A 21428-nucleotide genomic window follows, 5' to 3' on the forward strand; every position below is an offset into this window, starting at 1 on the left:
GGCTGGCCGAGGGGCTGGCCGTTCAATGGGGAGTTCACAGTGAAACCGGTCAAAGTAGGCATCTGTGGGTTGGGGACCGTCGGTGGCGGAACCTTCAATGTACTTAAGCGTAACGCCGAGGAAATCGCCCGCCGCGCCGGGCGTGGAATCGAAGTGGCACAGATTGCCATGCGTACGCCCAACCCGAACTGCCAGATTACCGGTACCCCCATTACCGCTGACGTGTTCGAGGTGGCGAGCAACCCCGATATCGATATTGTCATTGAACTGATTGGCGGCTACACCGTGGCCCGCGACCTGGTCCTCAAGGCCATCGACAACGGCAAGCACGTGGTCACCGCGAACAAGGCGCTGATTGCCGTGCACGGCAACGAGATCTTCGCCCGCGCCCGCGAGAAGGGCGTCATCGTCGCCTTCGAAGCGGCGGTGGCCGGCGGCATCCCGGTGATCAAGGCGATCCGCGAAGGCCTGTCGGCCAACCGCATCAACTGGGTCGCCGGCATCATCAACGGCACCGGCAACTTCATCCTCACCGAGATGCGCGAGAAGGGCCGTACCTTCCCTGACGTGCTGGCCGAAGCCCAGGCCCTGGGTTACGCCGAAGCCGACCCGACCTTCGACGTCGAAGGCATCGATGCCGCGCACAAGCTGACCATCCTCGCGTCCATCGCCTTCGGCATCCCGCTGCAGTTCGACAAGGCCTACACCGAAGGCATCACCCAGCTGACCACCGCTGACGTGAACTACGCCGAAGCCCTGGGCTACCGCATCAAGCACCTCGGCGTGGCGCGCAGCACCGCGGCCGGCATCGAGCTGCGGGTGCACCCGACCCTGATCCCGGCCGACCGGCTGATCGCCAACGTCAACGGCGTGATGAACGCCGTGATGGTCAACGGCGACGCTGCCGGTTCGACCCTGTTCTACGGCGCCGGCGCCGGCATGGAGCCGACCGCTTCTTCCGTGGTCGCCGACCTGGTGGACGTGGTGCGCGCCATGACCTCCGACCCGGAAAACCGCGTACCGCACCTGGCCTTCCAGCCGGACGCGCTGTCCGCCCACCCGATCCTGCCGATCGAAGCCTGCGAAACCGCGTACTACCTGCGCATCCAGGCCAAGGACCACCCGGGCGTACTGGCCCAGGTGGCGAGCATCCTCTCCGAGCGTGGCATCAACATCGAATCGATCATGCAAAAGGACGTCGAGGAACAGGACGGCCTGGTACCGATGATCCTGCTCACCCACGAGGTGCAGGAACAGCGCATGAACGACGCCATCGTCGCCCTGGAAGCCCTGCAGGATGTGGTCGGCAAGGTCGTGCGGATCCGCGTCGAACAGCTCAATTAATTCCAGCTTCAAGCGACAAGCCATAAGCTGCAAGAGCAGGCGCCACTGCCCCTCTTGCAGCTTTCAGCTTAAAGCTTGCAGCTCCCAAGAAGGTTTGCCCAAATGCGCTATATCAGTACCCGTGGCCAGGCTCCTGCCCTGAATTTCGAAGACGTCCTGCTGGCGGGCCTCGCCAGTGACGGTGGCCTCTACGTTCCGGAAAACCTGCCGCGCTTCACCCAGGAAGAGATCGCTTCCTGGGCCGGCCTGCCGTACCACGAGCTGGCGTTCCGGGTGATGCGTCCGTTCGTCACCGGCAGCATCGCCGATGCCGACTTCAAGAAGATCCTCGAGGAAACCTACGGCGAGTTCGCCCACGCAGCGGTCGCGCCGCTGCGCCAGTTGAACAGCAACGAGTGGGTACTCGAGCTGTTCCACGGCCCGACCCTGGCGTTCAAGGACTTCGCCCTGCAACTGCTCGGCCGCCTGCTGGACCACGTCCTGGCCAAGCGCGGCGAGCGCGTGGTGATCATCGGCGCCACCAGCGGTGACACCGGTTCCGCCGCGATCGAAGGCTGCCGTCGTTGCGACAACGTCGACATCTTCATCCTGCACCCGCACCAGCGCGTGTCGGAAGTGCAGCGTCGCCAGATGACCACCATCATGGGCGAGAACATCCACAACATCGCCATCGAAGGCAACTTCGACGACTGCCAGGAAATGGTCAAGGCCAGCTTCGCCGACCAGGGCTTCCTCAAGGGTACCCGCCTGGTTGCGGTCAACTCGATCAACTGGGCGCGGATCATGGCCCAGATCGTCTACTACTTCCACGCCGCCCTGCAGCTCGGTGGCCCGGCCCGTTCCGTGGCGTTCTCGGTGCCTACCGGCAACTTCGGCGACATCTTCGCCGGCTACCTGGCGCGCAACATGGGCCTGCCGATCAGCCAACTGATCGTCGCCACCAACCGCAACGACATCCTGCACCGCTTCATGAGCGGCAACCAGTACGTCAAGGAAACCCTGCACGCGACCCTGTCGCCGTCGATGGACATCATGGTGTCGTCGAACTTCGAGCGCCTGCTGTTCGACCTGCACGGTCGCAATGGCGCGGCGATCGCCGAGCTGATGGCCAGCTTCAAGCAAGGTGGCGGCTTCAGCGTCGAGCAGGACCGCTGGACCGAAGCGCGCAAGCTGTTCGACTCGCTGGCCGTGGATGACGCGCAAACCTGCGAAACCATCGCTGAAGTCTTCGCCCAGACTGGCGAAGTACTCGACCCGCACACCGCCATTGGCGTCAAGGCTGCCCGCGAATGCCGTCGCAGCCTGGACACCCCGATGGTCGTACTGGGTACTGCGCACCCGGTCAAGTTCCCGGATGCGGTGGAAAAGGCTGGTGTCGGCAAGGCCCTGGAACTGCCGGCGCACCTGACCGACCTGTTCTCGCGGGAAGAGAAGTGCACCGTGTTGGCCAATGACCTGAGCCAGGTTCAGGCGTTCGTCAGCCAGCATGGCAACCGTGGCAAGCCGTTGTAAGCGGTTCGTGGTGAAGAAAGCCCGTCCTCAGTGACGGGCTTTTTCATGCCTGACGCCTATTTCCCTGTAGGAGCGTGGCTTGCCCGCGAAGGAGTGCGAAGCGCTCCCAAAATTGGTGTTGCCAGTGCCAATTTGGGACCGCTACGCGCTCCATCGCGGGCAAGCCACGCTCCTACGTAATCTTGTGATCGGTCAGTGGGTAGTGCTCACTTTCATACGCGCTGATTGCAGCCACCAACGCCTCCATCTCAATGGCTTCGGGCGTTTCACGCTCTGCCTGATAGATGGCTTCAAGCCGTTCCAATGCCGCGCGCAACTCGTCATCGTTACGGATTGGATTGATCGACATTGAAAGACTCCTTGAGCTGAGTTCACCAACAATCCTGCTGGCACAGACCTCAAAAGCCAAGGCAGCCATTTCCTGATCTACCGTCAGATCCCCCGTCGGAAACATTCACCTTTCTTTCGGATTTGTCCTATAGGTCCCCCCGCACAATTTCCCTAGAGTCGCCCCTTCGTGCCACCACGGAGACCTGCTCCCATGCACTCGCTCAAGGTCCTGATCCTCGAAGACCACCCCTTTCAGCTGATGGCCTTGCACCAGATGCTCAATGCCAACGGCGTGTTCGACGTACTCACCGCCGAATCGGTGCCGGTTGCCATGCAGATGCTGGAGCGCCGCGGACCGGTGGATGTGGCGATCTGCGATCTCTACATGGACGGCCCGGACGGCCTGGCGATGATCCGGCACCTGGCCCAGCATCGCCTGGCGTCGGGCCTGATCGTGCTCAGCGATGCCGAGCCGGCATTGCTCGAGACTATCGCCGAACTCACCCCGCAACTCGGCCTGCGCTTGCTCGGCTGCGTGCAGAAGCCTGCCAGCGGCGCGCTGCTGCATCGCCTGCTCAGCGATTACCAGGACAGTGCTCCGGCACCCAAGGCCACTGCGCAAATCCTCGAACTGGCCCGTCTATCCCCCGAACAACTGGCCCATTCCCGCAACCAGTGGAAAGTCAGCTACCAGCCCAAGATCGACGCCAATGGCACCCTGATCGGCGTCGAAGCCGCGGTCCGCTGGCAACACCCGACCCTGGGATTACTGGCTCCGGGAGCGTTCTTCATCCCGCAGCAAGGCGCCGCGCTGCTTGAAATGCTGACCTGGCACGTGCTGGAAAAAGCCGTGGCCGTCAGCGAGGCGATTCGCCTGGAAGACCAGCGCCCTCTGCCGGTGGCGGTGAACGTACCTCCGGCGATCCTGCTCGACGAAGGCTTCGTCGATCGCCTCGGTGAACTGCTGATCCAGCACCGACTCCCCGCCAGCGCCCTGACCCTCGAATTCTCCGAGTGCCACTGCGCTCAACTGGACAACGTCCAACTGCAACGCCTGGCCAACCTGCGCAAACTGGGCTGCCACCTGTGCCTGGACGGCTTCGGCCGCGGCGCTGCCAATCTCCGGCAACTCTTTGACCTGCCCCTGAGCGAGCTGAAGCTCCCCGGTGAATTCGTCCGTGGCATGACCGAGGACGGCAAGAAGGCGGCAATCGTGGCCTCGGCGTTGATCCTGGCGCGACGCGGCGAGCTCGACGTAGTGGTCGAGGACGTCGATACACTGGCCGACTGGCAGGCCGTGCAGGGCCTGGGTCATGTCCGGGTGCAGGGCGGCTTCATTGCCTGGCCGATGTCCGGCGGCGAACTGCTCAAGTGGATCAACGCCCGCGAGCCTTCGACCAATGGCCAACAAGGCGTGGCTTGAACCATTGGTGGCTTTTTGATATTGCTGCAAGGGAGGGCAGAGTCAATCTGTCATCTTTCCCGGGCATGCTCGGGTGAATCCCCTGGTGAAAGCCCCGTGGTGTCGAACTTTTTCGAGATTGGCGGGGTCAGTCAAAGACCACTTGGTTCTAACGAGGTGAAAATGAACAAGATGGAATCTGTCAGCTTGTTGCTCAATGAAGCATTGGCACCTTATCAGGTCACCCTGGAGCCCTTGGGGACGGGCACGTTCACGCTGTCGCTGCGTGACGAGAACGGTTTTGAAGTGTTGCAACGCACCACCCCGGCCAGCCAGTTGCAGGACCTGCGCCTGCTGGTGGACCTGGTGGACGGCGTGCAACGCGATCTGCGCATCGCCGAAGGGCGCCTGCAACCCTGTGTGATCGCGGCCTGGCAACATGCCCGGCAGGGTCGCAACTTATCGGCTACCTTGTGAGGGAACCTTTGCGGGTCAAGGTACTCAGAAAGGATACAGGCGGCCAGACGGCATTTTGCTCCGATGCGCTTTGACCGCCTCCACGAAAGGCCATCCAAGGGCCTTCGTTTAACCCCGATCGGGCTCCCCACCGTTCGGGGTTTCTTTTTTTCGAGCTGCAAGCTTCAAGCCTCAAGCCGTAAGAGAAAGCGAGCGCGGCGCGGGCTGGCTTTTTTCTTACGGCTTGAAGCTTGAGGCTTGAAGCTCAAGGATGGTCTTCGACGAAGAAGCGTTGGGCATCCAGCAGATAGGTCTCGCGGGTCTGCTCATCCAGCCATTCAGCGTACAACTGCGGCAGGTGGGCATCGCGCATCTTCAGCAGCAGTTCATCGATATGGCTGACCGCCTCGCGCCCTTGCGGGGTGTCGGAGCAGCCGACATGGATGAACTGGTACGGCGCCATGCCCTGGATCGGATAGAAGGTCAGGGCATCCAGCGGCTGGCCCAGCTCCCCGGCCAGGTAGCGCACTTCCGGCCAGTATCCCAGCAGCCACTTCAAACGCCCCAGGTTCTGCATCTGCAACAGGCTGCGTACCGCATCATTGCCGTAGTGCGGGGTCAGGGTGTCGGGCGGGGTGGCCTTGAGCAGGATGTCCACCGGCGTACTGTAGCTACGCTCGGCGACCATCCCCAGGCGCGAGGTATGGCTCGCCAGCAAGGCCTTGAGATCGACCTTGCCGTCCACCAGGAACGGCTCGACCATCGCCGCATCCTGCTTGCGCACGATCAGGCCGTTGCTCAGGGTGCCCATGCTCGGCACCGAGAAATGGATGAATTTCGCCCGTTCCGGGGTCCACAGCAGGGTCGGGTCGCAGGTGAAGCTGGGTTCGGCCAGCATCTGCATGGCCCGGGCGCGGTTGACCCGCAGGATGCTGTGGTCGTACTCGGGCAGTTGCTCGATCAGTTGCGCGAGCAACTGGTCAACCGCGCCCTGGCCCTTGCGCGAACCTTCGAAGATGGTCAGCGGCGGCAGATCCCGCAGCAGCCAGGTCAGTCGCTCCTTGGCCACGGCCATTCCGGAAATACTCAGCGATACGCCGAGCAGCAGGCCCAGGCCGGTGCCGCGGAGCAGCTTTTTCAGATGGCACCCTGTTCGCGCAATGCGCCGATGGCAGCCGGGTCATAGCCCAGTTCGGCGAGCAAGGCGTCGGTGTGCTCGCCCAGCTTCGGCCCGACCCACTCGGTAGAGCCGGGGGTTTCGGAAAGCTTGGGCACGATGCCCGGCATCTTGAACGGCTTGCCATCCGGTAGCCTGGCCTGGAGGAACATCTCCCGGGCCAGGTACTGCGGATCGCTGAACATGTCTTCGGCTGAATAGATGCGGCTGGCCGGTACTTGCGCGTCATTGAGGGTCAGCATGAGTTGGTCCAGCGGTACGCTATTGGCCCAGCGGTCGATCACCCCGTACAGCTCGTCGCGCCGCGCATCGCGGCCATCGTTGCTGGCCAGGCTCGGGTCCTCGGCCAGGTCGGTGCGACCGATGGCGAGCATGAAGCGCTTGAAGATGGCATCACCGTTGGCGCCGATCTGCACATGCTTGCCGTCGGCGCTGGTATGAATGGAGGAGGGCGTGATGCCGGGCATGATGTTGCCGGTGCGCTCGCGGATGAAGCCGAACACGTCGAACTCCGGGACCATGCTCTCCATCATGGCGAAGATGGCTTCGTACAGCGCCACATCCACCACCTGGCCCTCGCCGCCGTTCACTTCGCGGTGCCGCAGGGCCATCAGCGCACCGATCACACCCCACAGGGCGGCGATGGAGTCACCGATGGAAATCCCCGTGCGTACCGGCGGGCGGTCGTCGAAACCGGTGATATAGCGCAGCCCGCCCATGGATTCGCCCACCGCGCCGAAGCCCGGCTGGTCCTTCATCGGTCCGGTCTGGCCGAAACCCGACAGACGGACCATCACCAGCTTCGGGTTCAGCGCCTTGAGCACCTCCCAACCGAGGCCGAGCTTTTCCAGCACGCCGGGGCGGAAGTTCTCGATCAGGATGTCGGCGTCGGCCAGCAGGCGCTTGAGGATCGCCATGCCTTCGGGATGCTTGAGGTTGAGGGTCAGCGACTGCTTGTTGCGCGCCTGGACGAACCACCACAGCGAGGTGCCCTCATACAGCTTGCGCCACTTGCGCAGCGGATCGCCGCCGTCCGGCGACTCGACCTTGACCACCTGGGCACCGAATTCGGCGCAGATGCGCGAGGCGAAGGGGCCGGCGATCAGGGTGCCGAGTTCGACGACTTTCAGACCGGCGAGGGGTTTGCTGGGCAACGACATAAGGCATCCGTGGCAATGGGCAGTGCGCTCGTTTTTATCACAGGGCGACAGGCGCAGATACTGTTGTAGCTCAGGATTGTGGCAGCGCGTCGTCGATTGCCGTCGCATCGGTTAGACTGGTCGACTTTCCCCGTTACCAGAAGCCCGCCCCCATGGCCCAGCCGTCCACCACGTACAAGTTCGAACTGAACCTCACCGACCTCGACCGCAACGTCTACCAGAGCGTCAAGCAGACCATCGCCCGCCATCCTTCGGAAACCGAAGAACGCATGGCTGTGCGCCTGCTGGCCTACGCCCTCTGGTACAACGAGCAACTGTCGTTCGGCCGTGGTCTGTCGGATGTCGATGAAGCCGCGCTGTGGGAAAAGAGCCTGGATGACCGCATCCTGCACTGGATCGAAGTCGGCCAGCCGGACGCCGACCGCCTGACCTGGTGCTCGCGTCGCACCGAGCGCACCAGCCTGCTGGCCTACGGCAGCCTGCGGGTCTGGCAAAGCAAGGTGCTGCCGGCGGTGAAGGGCCTGAAAAACCTGAATATCGCAGCAGTTCCCCAGGAAGTGCTGGAAGTCCTCGCCACCGATATGCCTCGGGCCATCAAATGGGACGTGATGATCAGCGACGGCAGCGTCTTCGTCACCGACGACCGTGGCCAGCACGAAGTGCAGCTGGAATGGCTGCAAGGCGAGCGTGGTTGAGCTGAGCCCATGCGTATCGAGCCCCGTTCACTGCCGCCGACCCTGCCATTTCTCGGCGACCTGCCGCCCCTGCTGACCCGCCTCTACGCCGCTCGCGGCGTGCAAAGCGCGGAGGAGCTGGACAAGAGCCTGGCGCGCCTGCTGCCGTTCACCCTGCTCAAGGGCATCGACGCGGCGGTGGACCTGCTGGTGGACGCCCTGGCCAAGCGCCAGCGCATCCTCATCGTCGGCGACTTCGACGCCGACGGTGCCACCGCCAGCAGCGTCGGCCTGCTGGGCCTGCGCCTGATGGGCGCGGCGCATGTCGACTACCTGGTGCCGAACCGCTTCGAATACGGCTACGGCCTGACCCCGGAAATCGTCGCCGTGGCCCTACAGCGCTCGCCGGACCTGCTGATCACCGTGGACAACGGCATCTCCAGCGTCGATGGCGTGGCGGCGGCGAAGGCGGCGGGGCTCAAGGTGCTGGTCACCGACCACCACCTGCCCGGCCATGAACTGCCCCTGGCCGATGCCATCGTCAACCCCAACCAGCCGGGCTGCGAATTCCCGAGCAAGTCGCTGGCCGGGGTCGGGGTGATCTTCTATGTGCTGATGGCCTTGCGCACGCGTTTGCGTGGTTTGGGGCATTACGACAGCAAACCGCAGCCGAATCTGGGTGAACTGCTTGACCTGGTCGCCCTCGGCAGCGTCGCCGACGTGGTACCGCTGGATGCCAACAACCGCATCCTCGTGCATCAGGGCCTGGAGCGGATCCGTGCCGGCCGTGCCCGCCCTGGGCTCAAGGCGATCCTCGAAGTCGCCCGCCGTGATCACCGCCGTATCACTTCCACCGACCTCGGTTTCATCCTCGGCCCGCGCCTGAACGCCGCCGGTCGCCTCGACGACATGAGCCTGGGCATCGAATGCCTGCTCAGCGACGACGAGACCCTGGCTCGGGACATGGCGGTGCAACTGGACGAACTCAACCAGGACCGCAAGTCCATCGAGCAGGGCATGCAGCGCGAGGCCCTGGCCCAGCTCAAGGACCTGCCGGTGGAATCGATGCCGTTCGGCCTGTGCCTGTTCGAGGCCGATTGGCACCAGGGCGTAATCGGTATCCTCGCCTCGCGCCTGAAAGAGCGCTATCACCGGCCGACCATCGCCTTTGCCGATGCCGGCGAGGGCATGCTCAAGGGCTCGGCCCGCTCGGTGCCGGGTTTCCATATCCGCGATGCCCTGGATGCGGTGGCGGCGCGGCATCCGCAACTGATCAGCAAATTCGGCGGCCATGCCATGGCGGCCGGCCTGTCGCTCCCGGCGGAGAACTTCCCTGCGTTTGCCGAAGCCTTCGATGAAGAAGTGCGCCGGCAACTGCGCGAAGAAGATCTGACCGGTCGGCTGCTGTCTGATGGCACCCTGGAGGTTCAGGAGTTTCACCTCGAACTGGCCCGCGCCCTGCGCAACGCTGGGCCCTGGGGCCAGCACTTCCCCGAGCCGCTGTTCCACGGTGTGTTCCAGTTGGTGGAGCAGCGTGTGGTCGGCGAACGCCACCTGAAGGTGGTGCTCAAGAGCGAATGCGGCGCGGTGAAGCTGGACGGCATCGCCTTCGGCATTGACCGCGAAGTCTGGCCAAACCCCACGGTGCGCTGGGTCGAGCTGGCCTACAAGCTCGACGTCAACGAGTTCCGCGGGCAGGAAACGGTGCAACTGATGATCGCGCATATGGAGCCGCGCTGAATCTGGGGGTAGGAAACTGGTCTAGGCTTTGTAGGACCGGCACTGAGCCAAAGGGAAGAACGAGCGCTCGGTTCGGTCCACCATTCGGAGTCCTGGAGAGGTGCCCTCATGAGCCTGTTACTTGAGCCTTACACCCTGCGTCAGTTGACCCTGCCGAACCGCATCGCCGTATCCCCCATGTGCCAGTACTCCAGTGTCGACGGCCTGGCCAACGACTGGCACCTGGTGCATCTCGGCAGCCGTGCGGTCGGCGGTGCCGGGCTGGTCATCACCGAAGCCGTGGCGGTCACCGCCGACGGTCGCATCACCGCCCAGGACCTGGGCCTGTGGGACGACGCGCAGATCCCGCCACTGCAACGCATCACCCGGTTTATCGTGGCCCAGGGCTCTGTCCCGGGCATCCAGCTGGCCCATGCCGGGCGCAAGGCCAGCACCCATCGGCCGTGGATCGGCAAGCATGGCAGCGTCAAGCCGGAGGAGGGTGGCTGGACCCCGGTCGGCCCGTCGAAAATCGCCTTCGACCCGCAGCACACCCCGCCCAGCGAGCTGAATGAGGAGCAGATCCGCGACATCATCGACGACTTCGTCGCAGCGGCCAAACGGGCGCTGGAGGCGGGGTTCAAGGTGGTGGAGATTCATGCGGCGCATGGGTATCTGCTGCATCAATTCCTTTCGCCGTTGAGCAATCAGCGGCGTGACAGTTATGGCAGCTGCTTTGAAAACCGTATCCGTTTGACCTTGCAGGTGACCGAGGCGGTGCGGGAGGTATGGCCGGAGTCGCTGCCGCTGTTCGTGCGGGTATCGGCGACGGACTGGGTAGAGGATGGCTGGAATCCGGATGAGACGGTGGAGTTGGCGAAGCGCTTGAAGACGTTGGGCGCTGACCTGATCGATGTGTCGTCCGGGGGTACTTCGATGCATGCCGAGATTCCTACCGGCCCTGGCTACCAGACACGCTTCGCGGAGAAGGTGCGCAAGGAGTCGGGGATTGCCACGGGCACTGTCGGCATGATCACCGAGCCGGCGCAGGCCGAGCATATTCTGCGGACCGGGCAGGCCGACCTGATCTTCCTTGCCCGGGAGCTGCTGCGCGATCCGTACTGGCCGCTGCATGCCGATGATGACCTGGGCGGCAACAAGGCGACATGGCCGGCGCAGTATCAGCGGGCTACGAGTCGGGAGCAGCCGATTCATGAGTCTGATTTGAGGGATTGATGCCTTGTTCGAAGGCATGCATCTATCCCTGTGGGAGCTGGCTTGCCAGCGATGAGGCCGGCTTGAGCAATCATGTTGCCAGGTCGGGCCCAATCGCTGGCAAGCCAGCTCCCAGAAGGTCCTGAGCCAGCCGTGGGGTTTGTGCCCGACACATAACCCTGTGGGAGCTGGCTTGCCAGCGATGAGGCCGGCCTGGGCAGTGATGTTGTCAGGCCGGGCCCAATCGCTGGCAAGCCAGCTCCCACAGGGTTTGATGTTGTCCTCTGGAGTCAGGTCAATTCCCCAACCGCTCTCCACGCCTCATCAATCGCCGCATGCGCATAAGCACTCCACCCCGCATCCGAGTTGGCGATGCTCACATTGCCCAGCGGCTTGCGCGCCGTTTCCATCCATTGCTCGGTCTGCGCGGCATCGTCATACAGGCTGTTGGTGAAGCACGCATAGCCGTGTGACCAACGATTGACCGTGATCGCCAGGATGTCCTTCTGGTGATCGAACCCACCCGGCCCGAGCATCCGCTGCAACTGCTCGCGCAACTGCGCTTCAAGCTGATCGAAACTCTGCGCATACAGCTTCGCCCGCCCGGTCCGCGCCTGGTCCCGGGCATTCATCCCGACATTCGGCGTGGTCGGCACATAGACCATATGCAAGCCGATAGCCCTGGCCGGATCCCGTGGATGCTCATAACCCCCCATGCTCACCGGATAGTCCAGCTTGATCCGGCTGTACGGCTGGGTCGCGGCATAGATTTCATGCACCCCGAGTTTGTGGAACGCCTGCCAGTTGCGCACCACCACCTTGGTGTACACCAGCGGGAACTTGACGTTCTGGCTCAGGGCATGGGCCTGCGCTTCCGGCAGATCACGCAGCAAATACGGGATCATCATGTTGTAGCAGGCCATCACGCAGTGCTTCGCGCGCACCTGCGCCAGTTGCCCGCCACGGCTGTAGCCGATATTCACTCCGCCCTGCACATTGCGCACGCTCACTGCCGTGCTGTTCAGGCGAATGCGCACCGGGTGCGCCGCCTGATCCAACTGGCTGTAGTCGAACTTCGCCAGGACGATATCTTCCATGCCCTTGCCCGGCGCCACCTGGGGAATCAGGTCGCGCACCAGCAGGCGCGCCACCGAGGCGTTGCCGTCGGGGAAGTGGTAGATGTACGGCTCTTCCATCTCCGCCCGGGCTTCCTCGCTGATCGGCTCCAGGTTCATCGCGGCAAAGCCGGGGAAGCCGACGTTGTAGGCGTCATAGGCCGCCACCGCGTCGATGCTCAAGGCCATGAAGTCATTGGTGCGGCCCTGGAAGTAGGCCACTGCGACCGGTGACAGCCCGACATCCTTGAGCAGGAAGTCACGGTAGCTGGTGGTTTCCAGGTGTTGGGTCTTCTCTTCGAGGCTCTTGCCGGCAAGGTAATCCCGAGGCGCTTCGTGCAGGTCGATCAGCGCCGTGCGATCCGCTTCCGGCAACGGGAAGTCGTTGATGAAGTCGCGGACCGAGCGGGCGTTGAGCCGGTCCGGAGCGATATCGTCGGCCACCATCGGCGTCGGATCGCCCGTGACCAGCTTGTCCTCGCCAAAGGTCTCCTTGTCGAAGAACACCGCGCGGGACAACTTCAGGTCCGGGTAGAAGTTGCGCTCGAACGCCGTTTCGAAGCGCTTGATCTCCACCCCCAGCGCCCTGAGCAGCCCGTTCACCTCTTTGCTGTACAGGTGGTTCGGCGACTGGAACGCCTCGCTGCCGCCGTAGCCGATGATCATCCGCCCGTCGGCGCTGAACTCGTTGCGCTTGGCGTGGCCGCCGAAGTCGTCATGGTTCTCGATCACCAGGATCCGCGCCTGCGGATGTTTCTGCCGGTAGAACCAGGCCGCCGACAGCCCACTGATGCCGCCACCGACCACCACCAGGTCGTAGTGCTCGGCGATCGGCAGGGCGTCGGTGTCGAAGGTCTTTTTCTCCCAGCCCATCTGGTGCGCCACTTCGAAGGCGCCTGGATGGCTGCCGCGCAGGCCGGTCAGGGACGGCGGGTAGTAGCGCCCGTCCGGTGCGGCCTGGAGGATCTGCAGCGGCGTCAGCCCCGCCGCGATGCCGATAGCGACGCCGTTGAGGAAATCACGTCGTGTGATCTGCATGAAGGGTCCTTAGTGCTTGAACATCACATGGCGGATGCAGGTGTAGTCTTCCAGGCCATACATGGACATGTCCTTGCCATAGCCGGAGAGCTTCTGCCCGCCGTGGGGCATTTCGCTGACCAGCATGAAGTGCGTGTTGACCCAGGTGCAGCCGTATTGCAGACGCGCCGAAACCCGGTGGGCACGGCCGACGTCGGCAGTCCACAGCGACGAGGCCAGGCCGTAGTCGGACTCGTTGGCCCATTCCAGCACCTGCGCTTCATCGTCGAAGCGGGTCACCGAGACCACCGGCCCGAACACCTCGCGACGGACGATCTCGTCGTCCTGCTGGGCGTCGGCGAGCACGGTCGGTTCGAAGAAGAAGCCATCACCCGGCACGGCTTTGCCACCGGTCACCAGGCGGATATGCGGCTGGGCAATGGCGCGCTCGACGAAGCCGGCCACGCGGTCGCGGTGCTGGGCGGTGATCAGCGGGCCGAGCTCGGTTTCCGGGTCGTTCTGCAGGCCGTACTTGATGGTCGATACCGCGGCGCCGAGCTTCTCGACGAACTTCTCGTAGATGCCGCTCTGCGCATAGATACGGCAGGCGGCGGTGCAGTCCTGGCCGGCGTTGTAAAAGCCGAAGGTACGGATGCCTTCAACCGCCGCATCGATATCGGCATCGTCGAAGATGATCACCGGCGCCTTGCCGCCCAGCTCCATGTGCATGCGCTTCACGCTGTCGGCGGTGCTGGAGATGATGTTCGAGCCGGTGGCGATGGAGCCGGTCAGCGAGACCATGCGCACCTTGGGGTGAGTGACCAGTGGCGCGCCAACGCTCGGGCCCTTGCCGAAGACGATATTGAGCACGCCGGCCGGGAAGATGTCGTTAGCCAGCTGGGCCAGGCGCAGGGCGGTCAGCGGGGTCTGTTCGGACGGTTTGAGCACCACGGTATTGCCGGCAGCAAGGGCCGGGGCGATCTTCCAGGCGACCATCATCAGCGGGTAGTTCCACGGCGCGATGGAGGCGATCACGCCCACCGGATCACGGCGGATCATCGAAGTATGGCCCGGCAGGTACTCGCCCGCAGCGGAGCCATTGAGGCAGCGGCTGGCGCCGGCGAAGAAGCGGAACACGTCGGCGATGGCCGGGATCTCGTCGTTCAGCGCGGCGCTGTAGGGCTTGCCGCAGTTGTCCGATTCCAGCCTGGCGAGCTCTTCGCCGTGGGCCTCGATGGCATCGGCCAGTTTCAGCAGCAGGCCGGAGCGGTCTTTCGGCGCGGTCTGCGACCAGGCGTCGAAGGCGTTGTCGGCAGCGCGCACGGCGGCGTCGACCTGGGCCGCGCTGGCTTCCTTGATGCTCACCAGGGTGGTCCCCAGCGACGGGTTGAGTACGTCATGGCTCGGGCCTTCGCCTTCCAGCAGTTGGCCGTTGATCAGCAGTTGGGTTTGCATGAGTCAGTCCTCGTCAGCATGTCGGGGTTATTTGCCGCTGCCGGCAACGCTTTCGCCGCCGCGGGTCAGGTAGTAGGCGCCAAGGATCGGCAGCATGGTCACCATCATCACCAGCATGGCGACCACGTTGGTCACCGGTACGTCGCGCGGCCGGCTGAGCTGGTTGAGCAGCCAGATCGGCAGGGTGCGTTCGTGCCCGGCGGTGAAGGTGGTGACGATGATCTCGTCGAACGACAGGGCGAAGGCCAGCATGCCGCCGGCCAGCAGCGCCGAGCCGAGGTTCGGCAGGATGATGTAGCGGAAGGTCTGCCAGCCGTCGGCGCCGAGGTCCATGGAGGCCTCGATCAGGCTCTGCGAGGTGCGGCGCAGGCGGGCGATCACGTTGTTGTAGACGATCACCACGCAGAAGGTCGCGTGGCCGACCACGATGGTGAAGATCCCCGGCTCGATGCCCAGGGCCTTGAACGCCGAGAGCAGGGCGATACCGGTGATGATCCCGGGCAGGGCGATCGGCAGGATCAGCATCAGCGAGATGCCTTCCTTGCCGAAGAAACTGCGCCGGTACAGCGCCGCCGAGGCCAGGGTGCCGAGCACCAGGGCGATCAGCGTGGCCAGGCAGGCGACCTGCAACGACAGCTTGATCGACTCCAGCACGTCCGGCCGCGAGAAGGCCACGCTGAACCACTTCAGGGTAAAGCCCTGGGGCGGGAAGCTGAACGCCGCGTCTTCGGTGTTGAAGGCGTAGAGGAAGATGATCAGGATCGGGAAGTGCAGGAACACCAGCCCGCCCCAGGCCGCAATGCGCAGGCCCAGCGAAGCTTTTTCAGAGTGCATCGAAGGCCCCCAGGCGTTTGACGATGGACAGGTAGAGGGCGATCAGCACGATCGGCACCAGGGTGAAGGCGGCGGCCATCGGCATGTTGCCGATCGCGCCCTGCTGGGCGTAGACCATGCCGCCGATGAAGTAGCCGGGCGGGCCCACCAGTTGCGGAACGATGAAGTCGCCGAGGGTCAGGGAGAAGGTGAAGATCGAACCGGCCGCGATGCCCGGCACCGACAGCGGCAGGATCACCTGCATGAAGGTCTGCCGTGGCGTCGCGCCAAGGTCCGCCGAAGCGTGCAGCAGCGACGGCGGCAGGCGTTCGAGGGAGGCCTGGATCGGCAGGATCATGAACGGCAGCCAGATGTACACGAAGACCAGGAAGCGCCCCAGGTGCGAGGTCGACAGGGTGCTGCCGCCGACCCCGGGGATGCCGAGGAGGAATTGCAGCACCGGTTCCAGGTGCAGCAACTGCACGAACCACTGGGCCACGCCGCCCTTGGCCAGCAGCAGGGTCCAGGCGTAGGCCTTGACGATGTAGCTGGCCCACATCGGCATCATCACCGCGATATAGAAGAACGCCTTGGTCTTGCCCGTGGTGTAGCGCGCCATGTAGTAGGCGATGGGGAAGGCCAGGGCGGCACTGGCGATGGACACGGCGATGGCCATGGTCAGGGTGCGCACGATGATGTCGAAGTTCGCCGGGTTGAACAGCGCGGCGAAGTTGGCCAGGGTCAGGTCCGGCGTCACCGCCATGGTGAAGTCGTCGAAGGTGTAGAAGCCTTGCCACAGCAAGCCCAGCAGCGAGCCGAGGTAGATCGCGCCGAACCAGATCAGCGGCGGGATCAGCAGCAGCGCCAGGTACAGGTTGGGCTTGCGGTAGAGCAGGTTGGAGAAGCGCCGCATGGGCGATCCCGAGGCTTGGGTCAGGGCCAGGCTCATCTCAGCGGCCCTCGCCCAGAACGGTTTCCTGCAGCGGCGTCATCGCCTCGCGGGCCCAGTGCGCGGCCAGGCGCTGACCTGGTTGCAACTGGGCGGCGTCGGCCTGCCACTGGGTGTTGGCCTGGCTGACATTGAGCAACTGGCCGTTGTCCAGTTTCAGCTCGAAGCGGGTGGCGCTGCCCTGGTACTGGATATCGTGGAGCACGCCGCTGACCTGGACCTGGCCACTCACGGCGGAGTCGCCCAGGCGGATATGTTCCGGGCGGATCGAGAAGGGCTGGGTGCTGCCGTTCAACTGGCTGGCGAGGTCGTCGCGGATCACGTTGGAGGTGCCGACGAACTCGGCGACGAAGGTGGTGGCCGGCTTCATGTAGAGGTTGCGCGGAGTGTCCACCTGCTCGATGCGCCCGCGGTTGAACACGGCGACGCGGTCGGACATGGACAGCGCCTCGGTCTGGTCGTGGGTGACGAAGATGAAAGTGATGCCCAGCTGGCGCTGGAGCTTCTTCAGTTCGGTCTGCATCTGTTCGCGCAGCTTCAGGTCGAGGGCGCCGAGGGGTTCGTCGAGCAGCAGCACCCGGGGGCGGTTGACCAGGGCACGGGCCAGGGCCACGCGCTGGCGCTGGCCGCCGGACAGTTGTACCGGCTTGCGGCTGCCGTAGCCGCCGAGGGCGACCATCGCCAGGGCCTCTTCGGCGCGGGCATGGCGTTCCTGTTTGCTCACGCCCTTGACCTTGAGGCCGTAGGCGACGTTGTCCAGCACGCTCATATGGGGGAACAGGGCGTAGTCCTGGAACACCGTATTGACGTCGCGCTGGTAGGGCGGCAGGCCGGCGGCTTCGGCGCCGTGGATGCGGATCGAGCCGGCGCTGGGTTGTTCGAAGCCGGCGATCAGGCGCAGGCAGGTGGTCTTGCCCGAGCCCGAGGGGCCGAGCATGGAAAAGAACTCGCCGTCCTGGATATCGATGGATACCCGGTCGACGGCTTTCACCTCGCCGAATAAGCGGGAAACCTGGGTGAACTGGACTGCAAGGGTCATGGTGCGGTGCTCCGGATAGGCGTGGGTGTGTGCAGCGGCCCAGGCCTGGACGACTGACGACGGTGGTGCGTGTTTTTGCAGGGGGTTTTTGGGTTGCCCTCTCGGGCCCTATCGCTGGCAAGCCAGCTCCCACAGGGATCGCGGCGCACACAGAACCTGTGGGAGCTGGCTTGCCAGCGATGAGGCCCTCGAAAGCAACCCAGGGCTAAGGCTTACCGCCCACCCATGATCGCAATGTAGTCCTGGGTCCAGCGGCTGTACGGCACGAACTTGCCGCCTTCAGCCTGCGGGGTTTTCCAGAAGGCGATCTTGTCGAACTGGTCGAAGCCGTTGGTCTTGCAGCCTTCAGCCCCAAGCAGTTCGCTGCCGGTGCAGGCCGCCGGGACCGCCGGCAACGATCCGAACCACGCCGCCACATCGCCCTGGACCTTCGGCTGCAGCGACCAGTCCATCCACTTGTACGCACAGTTCGGGTGCTTGGCCTCGGCATGCAGCATGGTGGTGTCGGCCCAGCCGGTCGCGCCTTCCTTCGGAATCACCGACGCCACCGGCTGGTTGTCGGCCTTCAGGCCATTGACCATGTAGCCCCAGGAACTGGACGCAGCCACGCCTTCGTTCTTCACGTCGCTCATCTGCACCGTCGCGTCATGCCAGTAGCGGTGGATCAGCGGCTGTTGCTGGCGCAGCAGGTCGAGCACGGCCTTGTACTGCTCTTCATTCAGCTCGTAGGGGTTCTTGATCCCCAGTTCCGGCTTGGCCGTCTTCAGGTACAGCGCCGCATCGGCGATATAGATCGGGCCGTCATAGGCCTGCACCCGGCCCTTGTTCGGCTTGCCATCGGGGAAGTTCTGCGGCTCGAACACCACCTTCCAGCTGTCCGGCGCCTGCGGGAACACGTTGGTGTTGTACATCAGCACGTTCGGCCCCCACTGGTACGGCGTGCCGTAGACCTGCTTGTTGACCACGTACCACGGCCCGTCCTGCAGGCGCGGGTCGATGTTCTTCCAGTTGGGGATCAGCGACGTATTGATCGGCTGCACCCGCTTGCCGACGATCAGGCGCAGCGAGGCGTCGCCCGACGCGGTGACCAGGTCATAACCGCCCTTGGCCATCAGGCTGACCATTTCATCGGAGGTGGCGGCGGTCTTCACGCTGACCTTGCAGCCGGTTTCCTTCTCGAAGCCGGTGACCCAGTCATAGGCCTTGTCGCTGTCGCCGCGCTCGATATAGCCCGGCCAGGCGACGATATCCAGCTGGCCTTCGCCGGCACCCACGGCCTTCAGCGGTTCGGCGGCCTGCAGGCTGGCGCTGGCCAGCAGGGCGGTGCTCAGGGCGCTGAGCAATGCGGTCTTGTGCGCGAACATGGTGTTCCCTCTTGTTCATATAGTTGTCGGGGCAGATTGGCAAACGGTGCAGCGATCCAGCGTTTTATTAGGGTAGTGCGAACGTCGTTCAGGTCAGGTGCTCGCCATGGCGCGCCATGATGTGGCGGACCACGCTGTAGTCCTGCAGCGAATCGCTGGACAGGTCCTTGCCGTAGCCGGAGCGCTTGAGCCCGCCGTGGGGCATCTCGCTGACCAGCATGAAATGGCTGTTGATCCAGGTGCAGCCGTACTGCAGGCGCGCGGCGATCTGCATGGCCTTGTCCAGGTCGCGGGTCCATACCGAGGAGGCCAGGCCGTACTCGGAGTCGTTGGCCCAGTCCACGGCCTGGGACAGCTCGTCGAAACGCGTCACCGTGACCACCGGGCCGAACACTTCGCGCTGGACGATCTCGTCGCGCTGCTGGCACCCGGCCAGGAGGGTCGGCTGGTAATAGTAGCCAGGGCCCGAATGCACGGCGGCGCCGGTGACCCGTTCGATATGCGGCTGGCTCAGGGCGCGCTCGACGAAGCTCGCCACGCGGTCGCGCTGGCGGGTGCTGATCAGCGGGCCGATCTCGTTGTCGGCATCGCGCTTGCTGGCGAAGCGCAGGCTGCTGACCGCCCAGCCGAGTTCGGCAACCAGCTTGTCGTGGATACCGGCCTGGGCGTAGATGCGGCAGGCGGCGGTGCAGTCCTGGCCGGCGTTGTAGTAGCCGTAGGTGCGCACGCCCTCGACCACGGCCTTGAGGTCGGCGTCGTTGCAGACGATCACCGGGGCCTTGCCGCCGAGCTCCAGGTGGGTGCGCTTGACGGTTCTGGAGGCAGCCTGGAGGATTTTCTGTCCGGTGACGATATCGCCGGTCAGCGAGACCATGCGCACCCGGGCATGGCTGACCAGATGGCTGCCGACGCTCTCGCCGCCGCCGCAGACGATATTAAGCACACCGGGCGGCAACAGCTCGGCCAGCGCGGGCGCCAGGGCCAGGATCGACAGCGGGGTATGTTCCGACGGTTTGAACACCAGGGTGTTGCCGGCGGCCAGGGCCGGGGCGATCTTCCAGGCCGCCATCATGATCGGGTAGTTCCACGGTGCGATGGAGGCGACCACGCCCAGCGGGTCGCGGCGGACCATGCTGGTGTAGCCCGGCACGTACTCGCCGGCCAGTTGCCCGGTCTGGCAACGCACGGCACCGGCGAAGAAGCGGAACACGTCGATGGCTGCCGGCAGGTCGTCCTGGCGTGCCAGGTGCAGCGGCTTGCCGCAGTTCAGGGCTTCCAGGCGGGCCAGTTCATCGGCCTGGCGCTGCAAGGCATCGGCAATGTTCAGCAGGATGTTGGAGCGCTGTTGCGGGGTAGTCCGCGACCAGCTTGAGAAGGCGCGGTGCGCGGCCTGGATCGCGGTTTCGGCCTGCTCGTGGCTGGCCTCGGCGATACGGGTCAGGACTTCGCCCGTGGCCGGGTTGAAGATCGGCTCGGCCAGCCCCTCGCCGGCGACCAGTTCGCCGTCGATCAGCAATGCGGTGGAGAAGCTCGGGTGCGCGCCGGACATCGTGGAAGTTCTCTGTTGTTCTGTTTTTATGAACTGTCGCCCGACGTGGGTGGGCGATATTTCTTACAGAGCCTAGAGCGGACCGCGCAGGTCGACAAATTCTAAATATTGAAGGGGCCGTTCGATTAAATCGAAGGCTTGCGTCCGGAGCCGGGTTCCCGGGCCACGGTCAGGAACGGATCGACCAATGCCGGGCGTGCCGTGCCGCGGCGCCAGGCCAGGCCGATATCTAGGGTCTGGCTCAGGTCCGCCAGGGGGCGGGCCTCGATGATGTCGCCTTCCAGGGACCAGGGGCGGTAGGTCATGTCCGGCTGGATCGACACGCCCAGGCCCGCCGCGACCAGGCTACGCACCGCCTCGGTGGATGCCGTGCGCAGGCTGATCTGCGCCTGCAACCCCGCGCCGGCCCACATGCGCCGGGCGTTGTGCTCCATTTCATCGACGTTCAGCTGGATCAGCGGCTCGTTGGCCACATCGGCGAGGCTGATGCTGTCGCGTTCCAGCAACGAATGCTGGGCGGGCAGCCAGAGGCGATGGGGCGAGTGGGTCAGCACCTCGGTTTGCAAGGCCAGGCGGTCTTCCAGGTTGGACAGGATCAGCACCCCCACATCGATTTCGCCGGCCACCAGCAGGTGCTCGATATAGGGGCGTTCGTCCTCGGTCACGCGGATTTGCACATTGGGGTAGGCGCGCTGGAAACGGGTAAGCAGGTCCGCCAGGTAATAACCGGCCACCAGGCTGGTCACGCCGATGGTGAGCTGCCCGGCGACCTGGTCGGTGCTCTGCTGCAGGCTGCGCTTGGCGTTGTCCACGGTGGCCAGGATCAGGTGCGCCTGACGCAGGAACTGATGACCCTGGTGGGTCAGGGTCATGCCCTTGGCGTGGCGGTTGAACAGGCTGACTCCGATCTCCTGCTCCAGTTGCTGGATCGCCAGGGTCAGGGTCGATTGGGAAATGAACACGGCCTGGGCGGCGGCGGAGATGGAACCGGTTTCCGCGACGGCGATGAAGTGGCGGATCTGGCGGAGGGTCATCATGGGGGCGGGGCTTTTATTGGTTTTTATGGATGCCAGCCAGTCTATATCTTTTTTTTCGATAGGTAAGCGGGCAGAACGATTGCTGCACGCTGCTGCCCAAG

General features: G+C 64.3%; 18 protein-coding genes. 7 read left to right on the top strand and 11 right to left on the bottom strand.

The features are described from left to right. The first annotated feature begins 39 nt into the window (after positions 1-39). Positions 40-1344, top strand: coding sequence for a homoserine dehydrogenase (locus tag AC2CQI_RS26235; protein ID WP_075804539.1), 1305 nt, complete (start codon positions 40-42; stop codon positions 1342-1344). Positions 1345-1446: 102 nt separating this feature from the next. After that, positions 1447-2856 carry a threonine synthase gene (gene thrC, locus AC2CQI_RS26240; RefSeq protein ID WP_075804540.1) on the top strand — a complete coding sequence of 470 codons (1410 nt, stop codon included), beginning with the start codon at positions 1447-1449 and terminating at the stop codon, positions 2854-2856. A gap of 172 nt (positions 2857-3028) precedes the next feature. Here the strand turns inward: thrC and AC2CQI_RS26245 are convergent, their stop codons facing one another. Beyond that, entirely contained in the window at positions 3029-3205 is a 177-nt protein-coding gene (locus AC2CQI_RS26245; protein ID WP_178392024.1) for a hypothetical protein, read from the bottom strand. 192 nt (positions 3206-3397) lie between these two features. Here AC2CQI_RS26245 and AC2CQI_RS26250 point away from each other — a divergent pair, with 192 nt between their 5' ends. Further along, positions 3398-4609, top strand: a complete 1212-nt coding sequence (locus tag AC2CQI_RS26250) for an EAL domain-containing response regulator (protein ID WP_484578332.1) — start codon at positions 3398-3400, stop codon at positions 4607-4609. Positions 4610-4771: 162 nt separating this feature from the next. After that, complete coding sequence (locus AC2CQI_RS26255) at positions 4772-5065, top strand: DUF3509 domain-containing protein (protein WP_372239127.1); 294 nt, start codon at positions 4772-4774, stop codon at positions 5063-5065. Between the two features lie 244 nt (positions 5066-5309). On the opposite strand, the gene AC2CQI_RS26260 is transcribed toward AC2CQI_RS26255, so the two are convergent. Together AC2CQI_RS26260 and AC2CQI_RS26265 are read right to left on the bottom strand one after the other, a co-directional pair. Further along, the gene (locus AC2CQI_RS26260) at positions 5310-6119 is read right to left on the bottom strand and encodes a TIGR02285 family protein (protein WP_484578333.1); all 810 of its coding nucleotides are present in this window, start codon (positions 6117-6119) and stop codon (positions 5310-5312) included. Between the two features lie 62 nt (positions 6120-6181). Further along, positions 6182-7381 carry a CaiB/BaiF CoA transferase family protein gene (locus AC2CQI_RS26265; protein ID WP_075804544.1) on the bottom strand — a complete coding sequence of 400 codons (1200 nt, stop codon included), beginning with the start codon at positions 7379-7381 and terminating at the stop codon, positions 6182-6184. A 152-nt stretch (positions 7382-7533) separates the two neighbouring features. On the opposite strand from AC2CQI_RS26265, the gene AC2CQI_RS26270 reads away from it, so the two are divergent. The 3 genes from AC2CQI_RS26270 (at position 7534) to AC2CQI_RS26280 (ending at position 11010) form a co-directional block, all read left to right on the top strand. Further along, a complete protein-coding gene (locus tag AC2CQI_RS26270) occupies positions 7534-8076 on the top strand; it encodes a YaeQ family protein (RefSeq protein WP_075804545.1) in 543 nt (180 codons plus the stop codon). 9 nt (positions 8077-8085) lie between these two features. Then, positions 8086-9795, top strand: a complete 1710-nt coding sequence (gene recJ, locus AC2CQI_RS26275; RefSeq protein WP_075804546.1) for a single-stranded-DNA-specific exonuclease RecJ — start codon at positions 8086-8088, stop codon at positions 9793-9795. A gap of 108 nt (positions 9796-9903) precedes the next feature. Continuing rightward, positions 9904-11010, top strand: a complete 1107-nt coding sequence (locus tag AC2CQI_RS26280) for an NADH:flavin oxidoreductase/NADH oxidase (protein ID WP_075804547.1) — start codon at positions 9904-9906, stop codon at positions 11008-11010. A gap of 269 nt (positions 11011-11279) precedes the next feature. Here the strand turns inward: AC2CQI_RS26280 and AC2CQI_RS26285 are convergent, their stop codons facing one another. The 8 genes from AC2CQI_RS26285 to AC2CQI_RS26320 all read right to left on the bottom strand — a co-directional run bounded on the left by AC2CQI_RS26285 (position 11280) and on the right by AC2CQI_RS26320 (position 21327). Then, positions 11280-13142 (bottom strand): FAD-dependent oxidoreductase, encoded by a 1863-nt coding sequence (locus AC2CQI_RS26285; RefSeq protein WP_484578334.1) that lies wholly within the window; start codon positions 13140-13142, stop codon positions 11280-11282. A 9-nt stretch (positions 13143-13151) separates the two neighbouring features. Continuing rightward, positions 13152-14576, bottom strand: a complete 1425-nt coding sequence (locus AC2CQI_RS26290; RefSeq protein WP_075804549.1) for a gamma-aminobutyraldehyde dehydrogenase — start codon at positions 14574-14576, stop codon at positions 13152-13154. 27 nt (positions 14577-14603) lie between these two features. Beyond that, entirely contained in the window at positions 14604-15410 is an 807-nt protein-coding gene (locus AC2CQI_RS26295) for an ABC transporter permease (RefSeq protein WP_075804550.1), read from the bottom strand. Continuing rightward, positions 15400-16338 carry an ABC transporter permease gene (locus AC2CQI_RS26300; protein ID WP_075804551.1) on the bottom strand — a complete coding sequence of 313 codons (939 nt, stop codon included), beginning with the start codon at positions 16336-16338 and terminating at the stop codon, positions 15400-15402. Before AC2CQI_RS26300 ends, AC2CQI_RS26295 begins: the two co-directional genes overlap by 11 nt. Position 16339: 1 nt before the next feature. Next, positions 16340-17377 carry an ABC transporter ATP-binding protein gene (locus tag AC2CQI_RS26305; protein WP_484578335.1) on the bottom strand — a complete coding sequence of 346 codons (1038 nt, stop codon included), beginning with the start codon at positions 17375-17377 and terminating at the stop codon, positions 16340-16342. A 212-nt stretch (positions 17378-17589) separates the two neighbouring features. Beyond that, a complete protein-coding gene (gene ydcS, locus AC2CQI_RS26310; protein ID WP_484578336.1) occupies positions 17590-18741 on the bottom strand; it encodes a putative ABC transporter substrate-binding protein YdcS in 1152 nt (383 codons plus the stop codon). 88 nt (positions 18742-18829) lie between these two features. After that, positions 18830-20290: a gamma-aminobutyraldehyde dehydrogenase gene (locus tag AC2CQI_RS26315; RefSeq protein WP_484578337.1), complete on the bottom strand. Its 1461-nt coding sequence runs from the start codon at positions 20288-20290 to the stop codon at positions 18830-18832. Positions 20291-20415: 125 nt separating this feature from the next. After that, positions 20416-21327: a LysR substrate-binding domain-containing protein gene (locus AC2CQI_RS26320; RefSeq protein ID WP_484578338.1), complete on the bottom strand. Its 912-nt coding sequence runs from the start codon at positions 21325-21327 to the stop codon at positions 20416-20418. Positions 21328-21428 lie beyond the last annotated feature (101 nt).

It is taken from the genome of Pseudomonas sp. P2S-1 (assembly GCF_057197725.1).